The sequence below is a fragment of the Chengkuizengella marina genome, assembly GCF_009910845.1.
In the GTDB taxonomy this organism is placed as follows: domain Bacteria; phylum Bacillota; class Bacilli; order Paenibacillales; family KCTC-33759; genus Chengkuizengella; species Chengkuizengella marina.
This window is the reverse complement of sequence record NZ_SIJB01000004.1, coordinates 104,677-126,175: the sequence shown is the minus strand read 5'-3', so window position 1 is coordinate 126,175 and position 21,499 is coordinate 104,677. Positions and strand designations below refer to the sequence as shown.

The following is a 21,499-nucleotide window of genomic DNA, read 5'->3' as shown; positions in this document are numbered from 1 at the left end:
TCCCTTCTTTCACTTTTTAGAATTTTTTATCCTAAAGTCTGGTTTTCTGTTGAACTTGAAATATAGTTAATAATATTGTTTATCGTTGAAAAATTACTAAAATCCAATTCTTCATCATCCCATGTCATACCAAACTCCATCTCCGCAGCAATAACCAGTTTTATAAATGTCATAGAATTAACTCCTAACACAGATAAATCATCATCAAAACCTAATTGATCTATATCTACCTCTTCACTTACTTCAAGATTTTCCTTCAACATGTTTAATACTTTTTCTTTTATATCAATAGACATCTTTTTTCCCCCTCATTTGTCTTTGTATTATGGTTTGTTCTAATTCAACACGTAATAATTCAAATAATTGCTTTTCATCCGTTGCTAGTTCAGTGAGCTTCTCGTAACACAAAGTAAAACTTTCCGATTTATATACAGGTAAATACATAAACCTTACAACTCCTTTACGAATAAAATCCCACTTTCTAATTATTTGCTCCAATCGGTATATAACCTCACTGCCTTCATGAAATAACTTTGTAAATCTATATTTTTCAACCTGTTTTGCATTGAGAATATCATTTAAAAACTCTATTAGTTCATCCAAATTTCTCCTTAAATGTGCTTCTGAAGAAGTTTTATGTTTAAAACTGTGGCTAAACAGATTGATGACTTCTAAACTTTCATAGATTTTATCTTTATAGGTTAATAAATTATTTAAAAATATGGTTTGATAAAGCTTTTTGCTACTGTTTTGTTGAGTATAGTCATTATCGGATTTTCGCTCAAAAATATAATGAGTAGGTGTAATTCCATTTTCCTTTGCAAAATGTTCAGAAAATGCTTTACAACCTTCTTCTATATCAGAAAATGGAATTTTACACTTTTGATAGGTTAAATTTTCTCTGCGATCATGTTCAATAATATGAAACAGTTGTTCTTTTTCATTAAATCCGTAAACAAGAATCGTGTGATCTAAGTGCTGTTTTTGGTAAGTATCTTTTCTTATCGATTCATAAAAGGCATCTACCCATATCACTGCAGGTTTCCCATCAGAAATACACTGCTTTAGTTCTTCCACAATATTGTTGTTGTGGAATCTATATTTCACATGTAACCCTACCTCATCAAAAATTTGATTCAATGGCTTTGCTTCAGCGTATTGAATACTAAACTTTTCGACCCTTTTATCTTTTTCATACTCGTAAATAATCATATCGTTTAATAAGAAGAACATCATATCTCCGCCTACATGATTTACAATTGGAAACATTGAATTATAAAAACAACTTCTATAATATAAATCATTAAAAGGTTCCATCGGTTCTATTGAGATTTCAGCACCATTAAGATAGCTAGCAATCTCCTTAATACTTCTATATTCATATATTTCATCTGAAGTTAGCTGAAGATCGTATTTCTTTTCTAAATCTACCTCCATTTTGATAGACAATATGGAATTTCCACCAATTTCAAAGAAATCATCGTTGATATTTATTTCTTTCATTCCTAAAATGTTTGCCCAAACATGCGCTATCTTTTTCTGTAAAGAAGTATAAGTTCCATCTTGCAATCCTATTAAAACGATATCTTTTATACTTATCTCTTCTATCTCTACTTGATCATCAGGGTGATCATGACAATCCAATGAAATTCGTTGATCATCACTGGCATCATCAAGTATATTAGTACTTATCCAACACCTTTTTTTTTGAAAAGGATAAAGTGGTACAGGCACTTTCCTTCTTTGTTGAGTCCTGTATAATAATGACCAATCAATGTCCGCTCCCTTGACATACAAAAAACATAAGTGCCGAAGTATTTTTATATCATCATTTTGAAAATCATGATTTAACAACTCTACAGCTTGCTCATCAAGCTTCCTTTTTTCAGAAATAGAAGTATGATCTCCATTGGTCTGTTGCTTTTGACTAGCAACAATTCGGAAACTACCAAAATAAATCTCTTCATTTTGCAATTCTTGTAATTCAATACTAGATAAGAAATCTAACTTTTGCAGTAAATCCTTTTTGTTACTAGCTATCAATGCCAATCTATATTGATAATGTGCTCTACCTGTATTTGACGTATAACAAATATCTTTAATATCGTTTTCACTAAGAGCTACCTCATCTAGATACTTAAAGATTAATTCCTTTAAAGCAGACTGACTTTTTGCGGATAAAACAAGCAAATGAAATTTATTCATTTCATTAAATTGTGTTTTTGTTATATTCTGTTTAGTTATGAAGGGAGCCTCTTCTAAGACTACATGGCAATTTGTACCGCTAAAACCAAAAGAACTTACTCCACATCTTCTTGGAAAATCTTCTTTCTCCCATTCTGTTAATCTATCATTCACATAAATGGGAGAAACTTCAAAAGCAATATTTCGGTTTGGTCTATCAAAATTAAGAGTAGGGGGCAATTGTTTGTATTTTAATGCCGCAATTCCTTTCACTAATCCTGCTATACCCGAAGCACTATCCAAGTGCCCAATATTTGTTTTCACTGAGCCAATTGCACAAAACTGCTTTTTATTTGTGGAATGTCTAAAAGCTCTCTGAATCCCATCCATTTCAATTGGATCACCTAATTTCGTTCCAGTACCATGAGCTTCTATATAACCGATCGTTTCAGGGTGAATCCCTGCATTCTTCCAAGCTTCCAATAAAACTTGTTCCTGTGCAGCAGCATTTGGAGCCGTAATACCTACAGAGGAACCATCTTGGTTAGAAGCACTTCCCTTGATGACAGCATAAATATGATCCCGGTCCTTCACAGCCTTTTGCAAAGGTTTCAACAACAAGGATACTGTACCTTCGCCCCACACTGTACCGTCTGCTCGGTCATCAAAAGTACTCGTATTATATCTGGAAGATTCAATACCAATTTCATAAACTCCATCTAATGGCATGAGACACACCTTTACTCCGCCAGTTATCGCCATATCACACTCGTTGTTTTTCAATGCCATACAAGCTAAATGAACAGCTACTAATGAAGAAGAACATGCTGTATCTACTAGAAATGCAGGCCCTTTTAAATCCAACATATATGCAATTCGACTAGCAATTAAAGATGGAGTATTTCCAGCACTAGCAATGCTTATGTTTGAAGGTTGCTTTTTAGATATATATTGACCATAAACAGGCCAATCCGCATATCCAAGATATACGCCTGTTTTACTTCCTGTAATTCTCTTACCTCCATAACCTGCATCTTCAATACATTGCCATGCACTCTCTAAGAACAACCTTTGATTAGGATCCATTAAGGCTGCTTCTTTGGGTGACAAGTTAAAAAAGGAATAATCGAACTGATCCACATCATCCAAGTACCCGCCATGGCTAAATTGAATGTCCTGTTTTTCTAAACTAGTAAACTCTTTGATAAAACCTAAACAGTCCTTCTGTCTCTCTCTCGGAAATTTTTTAATAACTTCTTTTTTATGTGTAATCAAATCCCAGAATTGTTCTAAATTTTTAGCTTGAGGCATTTGAACGGAACATCCAATAATGGCTATATCGTCGTTTACTTTTTCATTCATCCCTTCTAATTTAATAGACTTCAGCAGTTCCAAAGCGGTTTCTTTGTCCATTCTTCCTTTAGAAACTTTTTCAAATATTTTTCGAGATAAATTTTCCATTATATACCTCCAAAGTACGAAATTCGGATACTGCATCTTCAATCGTTAACTTTCCTGTTTCAATTTGAGAAAACAACGATAAAATATCTTCGTCCAAACTAAATTCAGCACCTGAAACCTCACATGATTGTCCCTTTAAACTCATCATATATTCGGACAACTTTGCTATAGTAGGATAAGAAAATAGATCTGCTACCGTAACTTGTATTTGAAACGATTGTTCCACCAGTGCATGTACTTTTGTAATCAATATGGAGTCCCCTCCAATTTCAAAAAAGTTATCGTTCACATCAAGTTCCTCATATCCTAATATTTGTACCCAGATTCCAGCGATCTTTTTTTCTATTTCAGTGTAATGGTTTTCTTCTTTCCCTTTTAATTTGAGTGATGGGTGGCAAGGCTGTAACTTACTCTCTATTTCAATAACGTTTATTTTGTCTTCTATGTTTAGTTTTTCTAGCAACTCTGGTGTACATTTAAAAGGGAGCACATCCCCAAGTTGGTACAACTTACTACCTACGTTTAAATCTCCAATATAAACCTGCTTTATTTTTTCATTTAAAAGACGATCAAAAATGCTAAGTCCTTGATTTACTGACAACACTTTAAATAATTCCTTATCTTCTTCAATATCGTCTCCTTCAGCAAGTCCTGTATTTTGCCACGAAGGCCAGTTAATCACCATTGTATGTCCTAGATTATTAAGGTTTCTATAAGATGCATAACCATCTAAATATGTGTTTGCAACATTATAAGGACCTGAACCAACACCACCAACTAATGTAATAGCAGAGGAAAAAAGGATAAAAAAGTCTAACTGTTCTTCTACTAATAATTGATCTAATAAAACCGTTCCATGAACTTTAGATTCTATCACCCTTGTAAATTGTTGTTTTGTTAATTCACCTAATAAGTTTCCTTCTCCGATTCCAGCAGCATGAATAACCCCATTAATGTTGTTAAATTGTTGTTTTAGATTTTCAATTGTATTTTTTAACGCTCGTTCATTAGATACATCTACATCAAAACAAATTACTTTGGAACCTGTACTTTCTATTTCCTGTATCCCTCTCAATTTGGCACATAACTTTTTATTAGTATTTTCTTTTAATATAGCTTCCCACAAATCACGTTCAGGCAGTCTGGAACGTTGGAGCATCGCAATATTTACATTCTCTTTTATAGCTAAATGTTTTGCTATGTTGAGACCAATTCCACCTAAACCACCTGAAATGATATATACACCTGTTGTTTTCAATGTTATTGACTTTTCAACTTCTTTTGGTAGTTTTAAAACATCCAATCGTTCAACATATCTTTCCTGACTACGATACGCTACTTTATATTCATTTGAATGTGTAAGCAACTCATTTACAAGTGATTTAACCTTTGTATGTTGATCAATATCAATGCATCTTACTTTTACATTTTTATATTCCCAACCAATGATCTTGCCTAATCCAAAAAGAGCAGTATTCTCTGGGATCACCGTCTGTTGTTCCTTGTTAACATCATTTGCAAATTTGGATATCGTTAAGATCTCAATCGGATTAAACATCTGATTTTTCACCAGCGCTTTAGTTAAATAAAACAAACTATAAACCCCATTGTTTAACTTTGTTTCTAATTGGCACAAGTTTGAATTTTTCTTTGTTTCTGAAATCGAAACCATATGGAGGATATGTGTGATATTCACAGTTTTCAATTGTTGCAATAACTTAACATAATCTTCTTCCAATGTAGCTTTTATCGTGTAACTTGACCCATTTTCACAATTAAATTGTGCTCCTATGTCTACTTCAATGACTTGATGTCCTTTATTCTTCAGTTTTTCACAAATTTGATCTCCAAGCCCCATTTTATCTTTTAAAACTAAATAAGTTCGATTTATTGGGCTTACCTCTTTTTTAATAATAAGTGGTGCTTTCTCCCAAATTGTTTGATAATAAACATTTTCATGATGATATTCATCCTCTTTGGGAAAATTAAACCAACATCTCTGTAATTCAAATGGGTATGTGGGCAAACTTATTTTATTTCTTTTTTCATAAAATAACTTACTCCATGGGATATCCTTACCATCGATATACATTTTTGCAATTTCTCTTAAACTAAATTCTTCCTTTTTAGTGGGTTGATAATCTAATGTATGTTCTAATAATTGATGCAATTCACTTTTATTAAGACTAGAATCAAATGGTGCCTTTGATAACCCTAAATCTAATGCTGACAACTGCTCTATTAAATCCTCTATATCACGTACTATTAATGCAATCCGTTCACTATAGTGATTTCTAGCCATACACAACGTATAACTCACGTCTCTGATATAAATTTGTTTGTTGTTTTTTAAAAATTGTATATAATTGGTTATTAAAAGATTCAATGAATATTTTGTTTTTGCTGAGAGTACAAAAATTTCTGTTTTATCATCTAAATCACTTTGTATTTCAGTCCCCATTTCAGGAGCTTCCTCTAATACAACATGACAATTTGTTCCACTAATTCCAAAAGAGCTTACTCCACATCTTCGTACCTCATTATTGCCTACTTCCCATTTACTCCATCGATCTAGGATGTAAACAGGGGATGATTCAAAGGAGATTTGCCGATTAGGACGATTAAAATGTAACGTTGGAAACAACTCCTTCATCTTTAAAGATAAAACAGCTTTTAACAAACCTGTGATTCCTGCCGTACTATCTAAGTGCCCTATGTTGCTCTTTATTGAACTTATCGCACAAAACTGCTTTTTGTCTGTATATTGTCTAAAAGCGCTTTGAATGCCTTGGATTTCAATAGGGTCTCCTAGTTTTGTCCCAGTTCCATGTGCTTCGATATAAGAAATGGATTCTGGATCAATTCCCCCTTTTTCCCATGCTTCCATAATCACGTTTGTTTGTGCCTCTGCATTGGGTGCCGTAATCCCTACTGAACTACCATCCTGATTCATCGCACTTGATTTAATAACGGCATAAATATGGTCTCTATCTTCCAAGGCTTGATTCAATTTTTTTAAAACCATAACCACTGTACCTTCACCAGTCCCTGTACCATCCGAACTATCATCAAATGCTCTTGTTCTTGATGTTGAAGATTCTACACCAACCTCAAAATCTCTAACAGGTACTAAATGCAATTGAATACCTCCTGTAACCGCCATATCACATTCGCCGTTTAGAATTGCTTGACATGCTAGATGTACTGCAACTAAAGATGAGGAGCACGTCGTATCTACAGTTAAGCTGGAACCTTTTAAATTTAAAATATAGGAAAGTCTACTCGCAATAATCGGTTTTACATTTCCAGGCATAGATAATGAAACTGCATCTGGTTCCATTTGATGGATCATGTTTTTATAATCTGAATCAGAACCATATCCTAAATAAACGGCCGTGCGACTTCCATTTAATTGTTCTTCTGTATAACCAGCATCTTCTAGGGCATTCCATGCGGTTTGCAAAAAAATTCTCTGATTGGGATCCATTAGGCTAGCTTCTTTTGGTGATAGTTTAAAAAATGAATAATCAAATTGATCAACTTCATCTAAATAGGCTGCTTCCCCATATTGAACCTTATTTACATCCTGGTTACGATGTTTGAAATATAAATCTGTATCTTTTTTTCTTGCAACAGGAATTTCTCTCACAGAATCAACGCCATGTCTTAGATTGTTCAAGAACGTTTCTTTCGTATCTGCTTGAGGCAATTTAAACGATAATCCAATAATTGCAATATCCTGTTCAATCATTTCCTCTGATTGAATATCTAACTCTTCATCGTAGGACATTTCATCTAACTTAATTGAGCTGAAATCCAACATTCTCACCTCCAAGACGAAGTATGGAAGATTGAACAAATTCATTTAATAACGATTCGGTTTCTGAATCTTGTAAAATTTCATGAAAACGTTCTTGTTGTTCCTCCATCGATGTTCCTTTCGTATCAAAGATCGTTTTTAACAAAAGTAAAGCTTCACTCATCTGATTCAAACTAGGTAATTCTCCACTTTCATCAAGCTCGTCCTGTATCTGTTGGATTTTTTGATAAGGTTTTATGACTCCCTCTTCATATAATGTTTGATCCCAATTCCGATTTCTTGTACAAACAGCAGCTGCGAGACATTTCGTCACAACATTTTTTACTATTGTGTTACTTTTCTCCTTCTCTATATCCGCTTCTAACTCTTCTTTCACTTTTTGAATATCTACTAATTTTTCAAATGGATAACTTATGAATTGACTGTCATTGTAACGCATCAAATTTGTTAATATTTTTTTAGGACCAACCTCTATGGCTGTATTTATGCCTTGTTGAGAAAGATACAATACCGACTCATCCCATTTCACAGGTGAAAACATTTGAGTTGTTAAATTTCCAATGACATCTTTAGAATTAGAATAAGGCTGTGCTGTCACATTCGAAAGGATAGGCCATTTAAACGTTCCATAGTTATATTTATTCAATTCCAATTGTAATTTGATTGCGGCTGTTTTCATTAATGGGCTGTGGAAAGGTGCACTAACTTTTAAAACAGATATTCGAGCTCCCTTTTTCTTCAACAAATCAGCTGCTTTTTGCACTTCTTGACGGTGACCCGAAATCACAATTTGCTCAGGCGCATTATAGTTAGAGATAACTGCAAAATAATCTGTTGAGGAAACTTGATTGCACACATCTTCTATTTCCTTTTTATCTAATCCTATTACAGCACACATCAAACCACTGCCTTTTTCTGAGGCTTCTTTCATGAATAACCCTCTTTTTCTAACAAGCTGAATTGCATCAGTAAATGAAATCACTCCCGCACAGGTTAATGCTGAAAACTCTCCTAAACTATGACCAGCAGCATAAGCAGGCTGTATACCCATTTCTTCCTCAAACACACGATAAGCAGCTACACTTAAAGTCAACAAAGCAGGTTGTGTATATTCTGTTTTTGTTAACTCTTGCATATCTCCCTCAACACAAAGCTTTTTTATATCCATTTTTAATACATCATTTGCTTCTTCAAATACACTTCTAGCAGTATCATAATGTTCCACTAATTCTTTACCCATACCGACGTATTGTGATCCTTGTCCAGGAAATATCAGTGCTAAATTTTTCATATCGAATGCTCCTTTTTAGATGAAACCGTGTTTTTGACCAGCTGCTTTAAAAGGTTCACGTAAGCTTTTATCAAAAAACTCATCTTATCTTTTTTGAGCTTTCTATCATTAAATGTAAAGGTTAAGGTTAGCGTGTCTGTTTTCTCATCTACTTCCACGCAACATGAGATTTCAAAAATTTCTAAAAATTTCGCATCTATCGATATATCTGTATTAAAGTGAATAAATGGTAAGATGAAATTCTTCTTCTTTTTTAACGTTAAATGATGGATGGCGTTCAAAGTATAGGTTTCACCAACACCACGTCTTAACTTATTCACTGCTTGAAATAATTGATTAAAACCCCCTAGTTTATGTAATTCTATCTTTAGCGGGATTACTTCCTCCCCATATTCTTTTAAATATTGCACTTGAGCTATTTTTTCAACAGATACTTCTGTGAACATATAAAGATACATGGCTAATAAAATATCCAATAGATTTACTTGATGATCACTCGCTATCAAGCGCATGGATTTAACCAAGTCAGATTCTATACGATAATGAACTCGATTCATCCCACTAGCTTGCATATTATTCATATGAAAATAATTACTAGGAAGTTTTTGAAAGTTTAATATACCTACTACATCTATTTCTTGGTGTTTATGATCAATAAATTTTGCTAGTTTTGCAATGGTTGGGTGATTAAATAAATCAACGATGTTTAATTCCCAGTTAAAACGTTTTTCAAGTTGGGAATGCACTTGCATGAGCAAAATCGAATTCCCACCTATATCAAAAAATTGATCATGAATGCCAACCTTCTCAACTTCCAATACTTCCTTCCATAGCTGTTTGATCTTCTGTTCAGATTCACTTATGAAACTTTCATCATCCAAAATTTCTTCGTTTAAACGATCTTTACATTGCATTAATTGTTTTTTATCTAATTTACCATTGTTCGTTTTTGGAATTTTATCGATTGTATAAAAAGAAGAAGGAATCATATAATGAGGCAGTTTCTCACTTAAAAAATTTTTAAATTCAATTGAATCTACTTCTTCGATTAATTTGACATACGCAGCGATTTGTTTCTGTCCATAGACATCATCTACAGCAAGAATGAACGCTTCCTCCACTGCATAATGTGAACGAAGGTTAAATTCAATTTCTCCAAGTTCAATTCTAAAACCTCTTATTTTGATCTGCTCATCGTTTCTACCAAGATATTGAATAGTTCCATCTGGCAGCCATTTTCCCATATCTCCTGTTTTATACATTCGTAAGTGAGATTGAAACGGATCCATTCTAAATTTTTCGTTAGTTAATTGTTCATGATTTACATAACCGGATGCAATACCATGCCCCGTAATACAAATTTCACCATTAACACCTATTGGCATTAGATGATTCAACTCATCTAAAATATACACATTGTAATTATGAATAGGACGACCAATCGGTATATTTTTCAAACTATCCATCCCACATTGGTAATATGTTGCACAAACTGTGGCTTCCGTTGGTCCATAAGTGTTGTACACTTTAGAATTGATTACTAAATTAGAAAAGAATTCATATTTCAGAATATCTCCACCGCTAATAAATGTATGTACTTTTTCCAAACCTTGTTGTTTATTTAACTCATTTAATAACAATGGAGAACAAGAAATAATGCTAATGTGGTGATCATGAATCAATTGTAGTAGTGTTCTCATGTCCATAACTTCTAATTTACGTGCCATTACTATGCTGCCACCATTTAATAAAATAGGGAAAACTTCCTCAACAAATTGATCAAATGAAAATGAAGACTGCTGAAGTATCACGTCATTTCTAGTCAGATTAAATTCACGCTGAAAAGCTTCCACATAATTTGATAAATTTGTTTGTGTCACCTTTACTCCTTTTGGATTTCCGGTTGAACCAGAAGTGTATATGATATAAGCAATATTTGTCATATGATAAGTGTTTTGTAGATTAGCAGCATTACCCTTATAAATGTCTTCATCATATACATGAAAAACTAAACCATCAAATTTTATTTCTTCCTCCATTCCAGATTGAGTAATCCACACCTCTGCTTGACTATCCTTTAAAATATAAGAAATTCTTTCACTAGAGAAGTTTTCATCTATTGGAATATAGGTTGCCCCAACTTTTAAAACCCCCAATGTAGAGATGATTAAATAAGCCGATCTTTCAATTGTTATGGCAACTCGATCATTGGATGAAATCCCTTTTTTTCTTAAATATCTAGCCAATTGATTTGCTTTTTCATTAATCTCTTTATAGGTATACTGTATACCATCAAAAACAACAGCAATTTGATTTGGTGATTTTTCTACTTGTTTTTCAAACATCAAATGAATCAAATCTATCTTACTATCTTTAACTATTAAGGGGTTAAAAGAATTAAGAATCTGCTCTTTTTCAATTGATGTAACAAGTTCTAACTCACTAAGTTTTAATTCTGGATGATGGATGATTTGTTTTAATATGAAAGTGAAATGCCCTCCCATTCTTTGAATCATTTGCTTTGAAAATTTATTCGTATCATAAGAAAATTCTATCTCAAATAAATCACTGAACGTTTTTAGACCTAATGTCAGATCAAAATTAGTCGTTTCAACTATGTCGTATCCATCAATCTTTAACAAACTATCTTTTTGATTACTTATATCAAGTGGGTAATTTTCCAATACAACAATAGATTGAAATAGAGGTTGTTCAGTATTGAATCCAGCATATTGTTCTATATCAACTAGAGACGTATTTTCATATTCACTTCTCAGTTGCAAGGATCGATCTACAAAATGAATCACATCTTTTACTGTATCACTATATTTTGAATGTACGCGTAACGGTATAGTATGAATAAACAAACCTACCATCTCATCCTCAATCGCTTTTGTGAAATGAGTTCTTCCTGACACCGTTGTCCCAAAAATAACATCATTTGTTTGATTATATTTTTGCAGCAAAATCCCCCATGCTGTGTAAAAAAGTGAGGCTAGTGTGATGTCGTTTTGCTTTGTGAAATTATTTATTTTTTCGGTTTCTAAAGTAGTTAAAGAAGTGAATACAATATCATTTTGGCTACTCACCTGAACATGCTCAACATCATAGGGTAAAGATGAATATTGCTCAAAATCAATGAAATAACTTTCCCAATATAACTTTTGTTTGTATTTTTCCTGATTTTTGTGCCATGAGATAAACTCTTTAAATTTGGTTTTGTTATATTGTAAAGGCTGATGACCAACATAAAAATCTTTGTAAGCATTCATAAATTCATTGATTAGAATACTATTACTCCACCCATCAAACAGTATATGATGCCAAGTAATGATCATCTCACAACGATTTTCAGCTAACAAACAAACAATCACTCTAAATGGGGATGTTTCAATATCCACACCCTTTTGTTTATCCTGCTCTTTTAATTCTTGAAGCAGTTGCGCTTGTTCCTTTACTGTATAATTTGAATAATCTACAACTCTAAAAGGAACTTCTACATATTTTAATACAATTTGTACAGAGTGTTTTAATTTTGCCCATCTAAAAATCGTTCGCAACATTTCGTTTGTCTCCGTTACATGTTGCCATGATTTTTGAATCCTTTCTACACAGATTTCCCCTGATAAATGTAAGCTTAACTGTTGAAAATATTCATTTTTCTCTTTATTTTTTAAATAGTGAAATAACATCCCTTCCTGTGTAGGAGATAACGCTAAAATATTGTCAATATTCTCTTTATCAATTTTTTTATTCCCACTCAACATTTTCCCTCCATTCTATGTTAATTGTTTAGTTTTTTATTAACTTGACTCACTAAATTGAAGCCTTTCTGATTGAACGATTTTCCCCATTTCCATTTTTATCAATTTATCAGCAGTTTCAAAGTATCGATCATCATGTGTAATCACAATGACACATTTCCCTCTATTTTTTAACTCAGGTAACAATGTATTGTAAAAAAATTCTCTAAATTCTGGGTCTTGATCTGCCGCCCACTCATCAAAAAGATAAATCGGTCGATCCTCTAAATAACTGATGATTAACGCTAATCTCTTTCTTTGTCCAGTGGATAGTTTGACCGTATTCAATACTCCATTTTCAATACGAACCTTTTCCTTTAATAACATCAGATCTAAATATTCATTGATTTCATTATTCTTCATTTCATACTGAATACCGTATAGTTTTTCAAACAAATGAAAGTCACTAAATATAGCAGAATATTTCTCACCTAGTTTTTCCGAACTCACCTGTATACCATTGATCGTGATCTCACCAAGTTCCACCTCATATAATCCTGTAGCTATTTTTGCAAGTGTAGATTTGCCACTGCCATTCCCACCTGTTATAAAAGTAACTTCTCCTGATTTGAATGCAGTACTGATCGGCCCCACCTTAAATGTCTCACCCTCATTTGTTTGATAAGTATATTCAACCTCCCGAAGTTGAAGTTCGACTACATTGTCATCGATTTCATGAGGATCAAATATGGATTGATTTTGTTTCACATGAATAACATCCAACTCCTTTGATAATTGTTGAATACGATTCCAGCTAATTCGAACTCTAAAAATATTAGGTATCGTTCCTAAGATGCCATGAACTGGACCCGTCATATATAAAAGAACAAACACGTAACTTCTTAATGAATCCACTTTTAAATCCATAAAAAGAATAGGGAACATAAAGGCTACCGCACCGATTACAAAGGTGAAGAGCAATTCTCCAACCACATTGACGTTTGCAAACTTAACATCTCCTTGAATCCGTTTTTCCTTGTACATTTGATTACTTTTCTGCATATCCAGTTTAAAATCCGTTCTTTTCTCACGATTCAATCTCAGCTCTTTAAAACCATCATTTAAGTTACGGATAAATTTAAAAAACACGTTTTGTATATCTCTTGTTTGTTCCCACAATTTATTCGCTTGTCTCCCAAAGAAAAAGTGAAGCCCAGCTGCGATAAAAATAAATAATATAGATGCTAATAATCCATAAAAACTAATAATGCCCATATAAACAAAACAACAAATTAAAGTTACCAAACTCGTTGCACCTGTAATGACAATATTAGAAAAATCACTGATTGTTTCTGTATCATTATTTAATGAGGCTTCAATTTTACCTTGTTCCATAGCATCTATGTTTTGATAGGATGTGTTAAGCAGTTTATCTATTAATTCTGTCCTTTTTTGATAAACCATTTGATTTGCTATTTTAATCAATTTGGTGCGGACTAATTTTTGACCAAAAACATAAAGTAAAATTCCAAAAGCAAAATAAGTAAATAACCCGCTTTGAAAACCTTCACCCCGATTTAGAGCTTCATTGACCATAAAAATAATAAGTGCATTTCCAAAACCACTAACGATACTTAACATAATTAACACAAGCATTCCTTTATCATCCTGTTTTGGAAAGAATAAAGTTAACATGTAATACAAACTAAATAGTATTCCAGAAGTGAATATACACAATACTGCAATAGTGAGACTAATCGGTGCCCACACCTTTACAAAATCCCAATTTAAACCCCAATATAAAACGTTAGGAATTTGATATAAACAATAGGAGAAACCAGCTATAAAGATACTGAAGAGCACTAAACTAGTAAAAAGCTTCGCAATACTTCCTTCAAACTTCCTTTTTTTTATTAAAACCTGTTTTATAGCTATACCAATAAACCATATAACAAGCAGCAAAATTGGGATTGTGATAAAAATAACCGCTGAAGAGACGTTATCCATACTTTGATAAAAATCTGTTCCCATACTTTCTAATTTTTTATTGAAGATCAAATTCATAATTCCTTCACTAATAAACTGAATATCACTAGAATTAAGGTTGCCTAATACTGCAATTCCAATTCCATCTGCAGGTCTAAAAGTAATGAAAGAAGCATAATTTGGGTTATTCCCCCCGTGTGAAATTTCTCCAGATCCTTTTTGAAATACAGCCCACCCTGCTGCATAAGATGAACCATCAGGACTTGGAGATACGGTTCGGTCTGGTACATGTGATTTTTCAACAACTTCTCTTAAAGCAACTGTATTTGAACCTGAACCAAGTTGTATTTTTAACCACTTCGCCATATCATTTGCATTTGAAATTAAATATCCTGCTGGTGTATTTCCTCTGTACATCGGAGCATCATACGCTTCATTACGTAATAGACTGGGTTTATATCCTATCGCCAATTGAGAGCCAGCTTCCTCTCTAAACAAATAGGTATCGTTTAGATGTAAAGGCTCTAACAGCTCTTTTTTCATATAATTTTCATAGGATAATCCTGTAACCTCTTGTATGACTAAACCTAACACATCATAATTTATCGTTGCATATAAAAATTGTTCCCCAGGTTTAAAATCCAAGGTCTCTCCTATCAACGTTCTTACTGTCATTTCTAATGCAATATCACTTTCTGATACAGGTATTTCTTTAATCGACTGAAAAGGGATACCACTCGTATGATATAAAAGCTGATTTAAAGTAATATTCTCCTTCTTCCCTTTGTATTTGAAGCTTAACCAAGGGATGTACTCTGTAACAGAATCCTCTAAGCTAATCAAACCTTGTTCTTCCAACTGCAATATGGCTAGTGCTGTAAAAGCTTTACTTGTAGAACCTAATTCAAACAATGTATTATCAGTTACAGGTATGTGATTCTCTACATCCGCATAACCAAATCCTTGTTGATACACGGTTTCATCCTTTTTTACAATCACTACTGAAAGTCCTGGAATATCAGATTGATCCATACTTTCATTAATGAATTCCTCTATCTCATTTCTCAGTTCATCGGAAAAGATCGCAGATGCCATAACACTGCTTTGAATAAGAAGTATCATTAGAGATACTAATATGATAAAAATTTTAAGTGTTCTCATAAATCCCCCTCTTATTTCCTACAAATTTAAAAATTTCATCAACTGCGTTTTCTAACCCTCCTGCCTTTTTAAACGAATCCTTAATCTCTCTGCAATTTTCCATATAAATAGTTTCTGTTAAAACTTTATTCACAGCTATCTTTATATTAGAAATACCTTCCTCTTGATTTCTGATATAAATACCTGTCCCAACTCTTTCCACTGCCATAGCTCCCATAAATTGATCAAAGTTTTGTGGCAATACAACCATCGGCACAAGGAAATTTATACTTTCATGTACACTATTTGCTCCGCCGTGGGTTATAAAAACATCTGCCTGTTTTAAGACTTCAAGCTGAGGAACAACATTTTTCACAGTGAAATTTTGAGGAATATATCCCAATTCTTCTATATTTACTTTCTGTCCTACGGACATTATTACCTGTATATCTTCATCACTAAAGGCTTTGATAAAGCTTTTATACATATCTAATCTATCATTGAATATCGTACCTAACGAAATATAAACAAGAGGTTTATCCTCCAATTTTTCAAAAGAAAAATTGACTTCATCATTTCGATGATAAATAGAATAACCTGTAAATAAATAACTATCATCAAAAGCTTCGGAATAAATTTGTAGTTGTTTTGAAGTGAATAAAATATTTAAACCTTGTTTGCTTAAAAAAATATCATTGATTACATTCGTATCTTGTAAGTTATGTTTTCTAGCTATGCTTTTAGACACTTTTTGAATGAGTTTCTTATACATATTTGTATTACCCTTATATTTTTTATAAAGCGGATCTTCTCCAGCTCTAAGTATGTTTTCCATAAAAAACGATGGGTCTATATCTGCCATTTCATCAATAAATGCAAAGCTATCAAAAACTGAAATACCAGGAATATTTAATATATTAGAGACTTCTTTTCCCCAATAACAGAATGCATCATGAATGATATAATCAGGCTGAATTTCTACAATTTCATCTAGTAAGTTATCCAAAATAATTTTACTTTTGCTTAGTATAAAATCAGCAAAAACAAGGAAAGTTTCAATCCCGTCCCCATCATAAGTACCAAAATGAGCTAAGTCTCGATAACTTTTAAACTTTGCTCCTGTTTCTTCAATTTTCTCTCGGTACTCATCTGTACAATAATAAAAAACCTCCTCTCCTGTATCCACAAGTTTTTTCATTAACCCAAGTGTTGGGTTCACATGTCCTGCTAAATCCACACCAAAGTAAATCACCGTTGACATAAAAATCACCTCCCATGTGTATTAGTTCTTATCGTGTTTGTATAACGTTTATGTTTCATGTTAGTAGCTCGTCTAGTTCATCTTGTGATAATTCGATCGTTTCAAAATCTGAAGGAGTATACTGTGAGCTTTCGGTTTTCATGCAGTGTTGTATGACATCTTTCAGATGATTCATATACAAATTCATAAATATTTGTATGGTTTCATCTTTAAATTGATTTTTGCAATACTGAAATCTCATGTTTAATTTTCTATTGAAAACGAATCCATTGATGTCTATTAAAGCAGTTAGCTTGTTACTTGGACTATTCTCAGATCCTGAATCTTCTGAAGATAATGAAAAGAAATCGTTATGTAAAGACTGTTCAAAATCACCTAGATAATTAAACCGAATACGGTTGTACTCTTGTTGATCGATAATTTCTTGTGACAAATATTTCAGTATGCCAAACCCTAAACCTTTATTAGGAATATTTCGAATCTGCTCTTTCATTGTTTTAATATGATCACTTAGATTTGTATGACTTTTTGATAGTTTAAATGGGTACAAACTCGTAAACCAGCCTACTGTTCTAGAAATATCCAAATGATCAATATCTCTCCCATGTCCTTCAAGTTCAATCACAGTGTCGCTTAGGTTAAAGGTGTCAAATATAGCTTTAGATAGAGCTATCATCAATAAATCCATCACTTTTGTACGATAAGTATCATTTGCAATCGTTAATAATTGAGTCGTATGATCCACATCTAAATTAAAGGATAACGAAACTGAACTCCCATAATTAAACTCTCCTAAATGAAAATCTACAGGTACTACATGTTCATTCTTAAGAATAGATACCCAGTACTGTTTTTCCTTCAGAAATTCATCCTTTACTTCCCATAACATTTCTGCCCAGGCTTGTAAGGAATATGTTTTAGAAGGAAGAGGTAAACTGTTTTTTAAACTTATATTGTTCAACAAAGTTTTGATATCTTCTAAAATGATTCTCCATGAAACACCATCCATTACTAAATGATGAGCAGTTAACAACATTCGATTACCCTGTACTCCTAAATTGAATAAAACAGCTTTCAATAAAACATCTTTCTCAAGATTAAATCCAGATTTTACCTGATCTCCTATTTCAGCCATTTTCACCTGCTGTACATCGTATGAATAGTTCGATAAATCAAACTCCTCAATATTCGTTAGAATCAATTCTTCCTTTTTTCTGTAAAACATTTGATTTCTAGAATTAACATTTATTCTTAAGGAATCATGATGTACAAGTAATTCATTTATGATTTGTTCTAGTTTGTCAGCACTTATCTCTTGTTTCAAATCTAACAATACTGATTGATTGTAATGGTTAAATTGATTAAAGTTATGAGATAAAAACCAACATACAATAGGTATATTTTTGATCATTCCGTTCACTGTTGATTGATCTACTAGATTTTCAATTTCCTTTTTCATATATTTGACCATCTGCTCTAATATAGGATTGGAAAGAATATCTTTTACTTTTATGGAGAAGTGTTGATTCTTTAGTTTTGAAACTGTTTGGATGGCTTTAATTGAATCTCCACCAAGGTGATAGAAGTTATCATTCATACTGATTTTATCTATATTTAAAACTTCGCCTAAGCTAGTAACAAGTTGCTGTTCTGTTTCATTTCGATAAGGGATAAAATTTGTATTTTTAATATGCGCTATCTCAGGGTCTGGAAGCAAAGTTCTGTTTACTTTCCCATTTGCAGTTAATGGAATTTCATTCAACTGAACAAAATAAGCAGGTATCATATAATCTGGTAATTGTCCCGTTAACTTATTTCTTAAATCATTAGAAGTTATATTTTCTTGGATGCTTACGAAATAGGCACAAAGAACATTGCTCTCATTTTCATGTTTAAGATTTAGGACTACAGCTTCTTTAATAAAGGGAACATATAGTAATTGTTTCTCAATTTCACCTAGTTCTATTCGATAACCATTCACTTTTACTTGGTGATCGGATCTCCCTAAATATTCGATTTGTCCCACATCATTAAATCTTGCCATATCACCAGTTTTGTACATCCTTTTACCCGAATGAAATGGATTACATTTAAATCTATCTTTTGTTAAATCCTCACGATTTAAGTATCCCCTTGCGACACCATCTCCAGAAATGTACATTTCACCTACTTCATTTGCGGGTACAGGATTCAAGTTAGGGTCTAATATATAAATATTTACATTATGAGCCGGTTTGCCTATGGGTACAGAAGATTTTGTATCTTTTTCAATGTTATATTTATGAATCATACAACCTACAACGGTTTCAGTTGGACCATACTCATTAAAGATTTCAACGTTTCCACCAAAACTTTCAATAATTTTTCTCGATAGACTTACACTTAAGTCCTCTCCTCCAACGATAAATCTTTGAATCGAACTGTTAGTTTTGTCCATATCTTTTAATAAAGATAAATGTGAAGGGGTAAGTTTTACTACTGTAGCTTGATTTTCATTAAGAATTTTATATAAAACGTACTCATCTTCATCATTTCTATACACAATAATCTTTCCTCCACTGATTAGAGGAGTAAAAATAGATGTTATCGTCAAATCAAATGCTAAGGATGAATAAAGAGGGAAAACTTCACATTTATCTTTTACGTACATTTGTTTTGCCCACCATATATAATTCACTAGCCCTTGTTGTTCAATCATTACTCCTTTTGGTTTACCAGTAGAACCAGAGGTATAAATAACATAAGCTAAATCAGATAAAGAGTGTTTAGTATCAATATTTGAAGTATCTCCGTTAAAGATTTCACCGTCGCAAAGGTTAATAACCTTCCCATTAAATCGTGTACTATATTCAAAATTAACAAGTAACAATTTGCAACCTGAATCCATAAGCATATAAGTGATTCGTTCTTCAGGATAACCAGGGTCTATCGGCATGTAAGCTCCACCAGCTTTCAACACCGCTAACATACTAATTACACTTTCAATAGAGTGATGTGTAAGTAATGCTACAATTGATTCTTTTTGCAAACCTTTATTTAATAGTAACCTAGCGAGTTGGTTTACTTTTTGATTTAACTGATTATAAGAATATTGTCTCTTATTAAAACAAATCGCTATATGATTCGGAGTTTTCTGTACCTGCTCTTCAAACAATTGAATGATAGATTTATGTTTTGGATATGGGGACTCAGTCGCATTAAAGTCAGTAATAAACTTCTTCTTTTCTTCATTTGATAGGAGGTTCACATTCACAACTTTTTCATTACAATCTACTAAAATCTGATTTATTAAAATAGTTAATCGATTATAGATTTTTTTAATCTTTTCTTCATCGTATTCACTTGTTTTATAATCAAATTCAACCATTAATCTTCCAGAATCTAACCAGTCTTTAATAACTAGTTGTAAAGAATACACTTGATGTCCACTATAAAATTCCATATTTTCTACTTGGGAATCATTAAATTGAGTTTCTAATTTAGTATTATAATAATTTACACTTGTATCAAATAGTTGATGGTATCCATTTTTCTGTAGCTGCAGATCTCTCATTAATACATCATAGGGATATTTTTGATGGAAATAACATCTCATCAATTCACGATTCATAGATTTTAATGCATCTAATATAGAAACCTTCTCATCGATTTGAAATCTAAAAGGCATTGTACTCGTAAACATGCCTATGATACTTTTTTCCTTTTGACCTGATCGGTTTAAAACAGGTGTACCTATAATGAGATCTCTTTGATGTGTAATTTTATATTGATATATAAGGGTTGAGAATATAAAAAATGAATTTAGCGATACATTATTGTTTTTTGCAAAGTTTTTGATTTTTGAGGAAAGCTGAGGTGCCATTTGAAATGTTGTTCTTTTCCCTTTAGTAAAATCTGAATTTTTGTTTAAAAACTCTTCTGGTAAGGTTTTATATAAATCATTCCAAAACTTTTTATTTTTAATAAATCGATCTGATTTAAAATAGGTTTGTTCTTGATTAATATACTCCAAGTAAGAATTTGAATGTTCATTTGTAATGGATTCTCCATGAAGCAACTTCATATAAATTTCTCTAATCTGTTGAGTGATGATATTTATGGACCAACCGTCAGCTATCAAATGATGAAGTTTTATTAGGTACCCATTTTCTGAATCTGAAATGCTAAACAAACTAAACTCAAATAAATTTTCATTTAAAATAAATGGTTCAAGAGCCTGATCTTCCACCCACTGATTAAAATGGAGCTCCGGATTTTCAAAAATAGAAAAATCCTTAAATTTTAAAGCTTGTTCTTCATATCCACTAACATATTGACTAATTTCTCCGTCAGTTTCGATTAATTTCATCCTTAACCCATCATGTGCACGAATTAGAGTATGAATCGCTCTTTCCAATAATTGAAAATCAATTAAACCATTTATTTTAACGGGTCCACCAATATTATACATAGAGGTGTTTGGGTATATTTGTTCAATATACCATATTCGTTTCTGAGGATGTGTTAATGGATATAACTTTAATGTTTTCATCTGATCACACATTCAAATATTCCCACTTCCTTTTTTTTCTAATTTTATGAATGAATGTAAAACTTCTTTTAAAACAAATGAA

General features: G+C 32.4%; 8 protein-coding genes. All 8 read right to left on the bottom strand.

Going from position 1 to position 21,499, the window contains the following annotated elements:
* Positions 1-26 precede the first annotated feature (26 nt).
* The 8 genes from ERL59_RS01285 to ERL59_RS01250 are packed head-to-tail and all read right to left on the bottom strand — an operon-like array spanning position 27 to position 21,429.
* A complete protein-coding gene (locus ERL59_RS01285; protein ID WP_160643694.1) occupies positions 27-296 on the bottom strand; it encodes an acyl carrier protein in 270 nt (89 codons plus the stop codon).
* Positions 286-3,645 carry a beta-ketoacyl synthase N-terminal-like domain-containing protein gene (locus tag ERL59_RS01280; RefSeq protein WP_160643692.1) on the bottom strand — a complete coding sequence of 1,120 codons (3,360 nt, stop codon included), beginning with the start codon at positions 3,643-3,645 and terminating at the stop codon, positions 286-288. The genes ERL59_RS01285 and ERL59_RS01280 overlap by 11 nt, the downstream gene beginning before the upstream one ends.
* Entirely contained in the window at positions 3,617-7,465 is a 3,849-nt protein-coding gene (locus ERL59_RS01275; RefSeq protein ID WP_160643690.1) for a type I polyketide synthase, read from the bottom strand. Before ERL59_RS01275 ends, ERL59_RS01280 begins: the two co-directional genes overlap by 29 nt.
* On the bottom strand, positions 7,446-8,756 hold the full coding sequence (gene fabD, locus ERL59_RS01270; RefSeq protein ID WP_160643688.1) for an ACP S-malonyltransferase: 1,311 nt from the start codon (positions 8,754-8,756) through the stop codon (positions 7,446-7,448). Before fabD ends, ERL59_RS01275 begins: the two co-directional genes overlap by 20 nt.
* Positions 8,753-12,520 (bottom strand): non-ribosomal peptide synthetase, encoded by a 3,768-nt coding sequence (locus ERL59_RS01265; RefSeq protein ID WP_160643686.1) that lies wholly within the window; start codon positions 12,518-12,520, stop codon positions 8,753-8,755. The genes fabD and ERL59_RS01265 overlap by 4 nt, the downstream gene beginning before the upstream one ends.
* 39 nt (positions 12,521-12,559) lie before the next feature.
* Positions 12,560-15,646: a cyclic peptide export ABC transporter gene (locus ERL59_RS01260; protein WP_160643684.1), complete on the bottom strand. Its 3,087-nt coding sequence runs from the start codon at positions 15,644-15,646 to the stop codon at positions 12,560-12,562.
* Positions 15,633-16,886, bottom strand: a complete 1,254-nt coding sequence (locus ERL59_RS01255; protein ID WP_160643682.1) for a macrolide family glycosyltransferase — start codon at positions 16,884-16,886, stop codon at positions 15,633-15,635. Before ERL59_RS01255 ends, ERL59_RS01260 begins: the two co-directional genes overlap by 14 nt.
* Positions 16,887-16,941: 55 nt before the next feature.
* Entirely contained in the window at positions 16,942-21,429 is a 4,488-nt protein-coding gene (locus tag ERL59_RS01250; protein WP_160643680.1) for a non-ribosomal peptide synthetase, read from the bottom strand.
* Positions 21,430-21,499 lie beyond the last annotated feature (70 nt).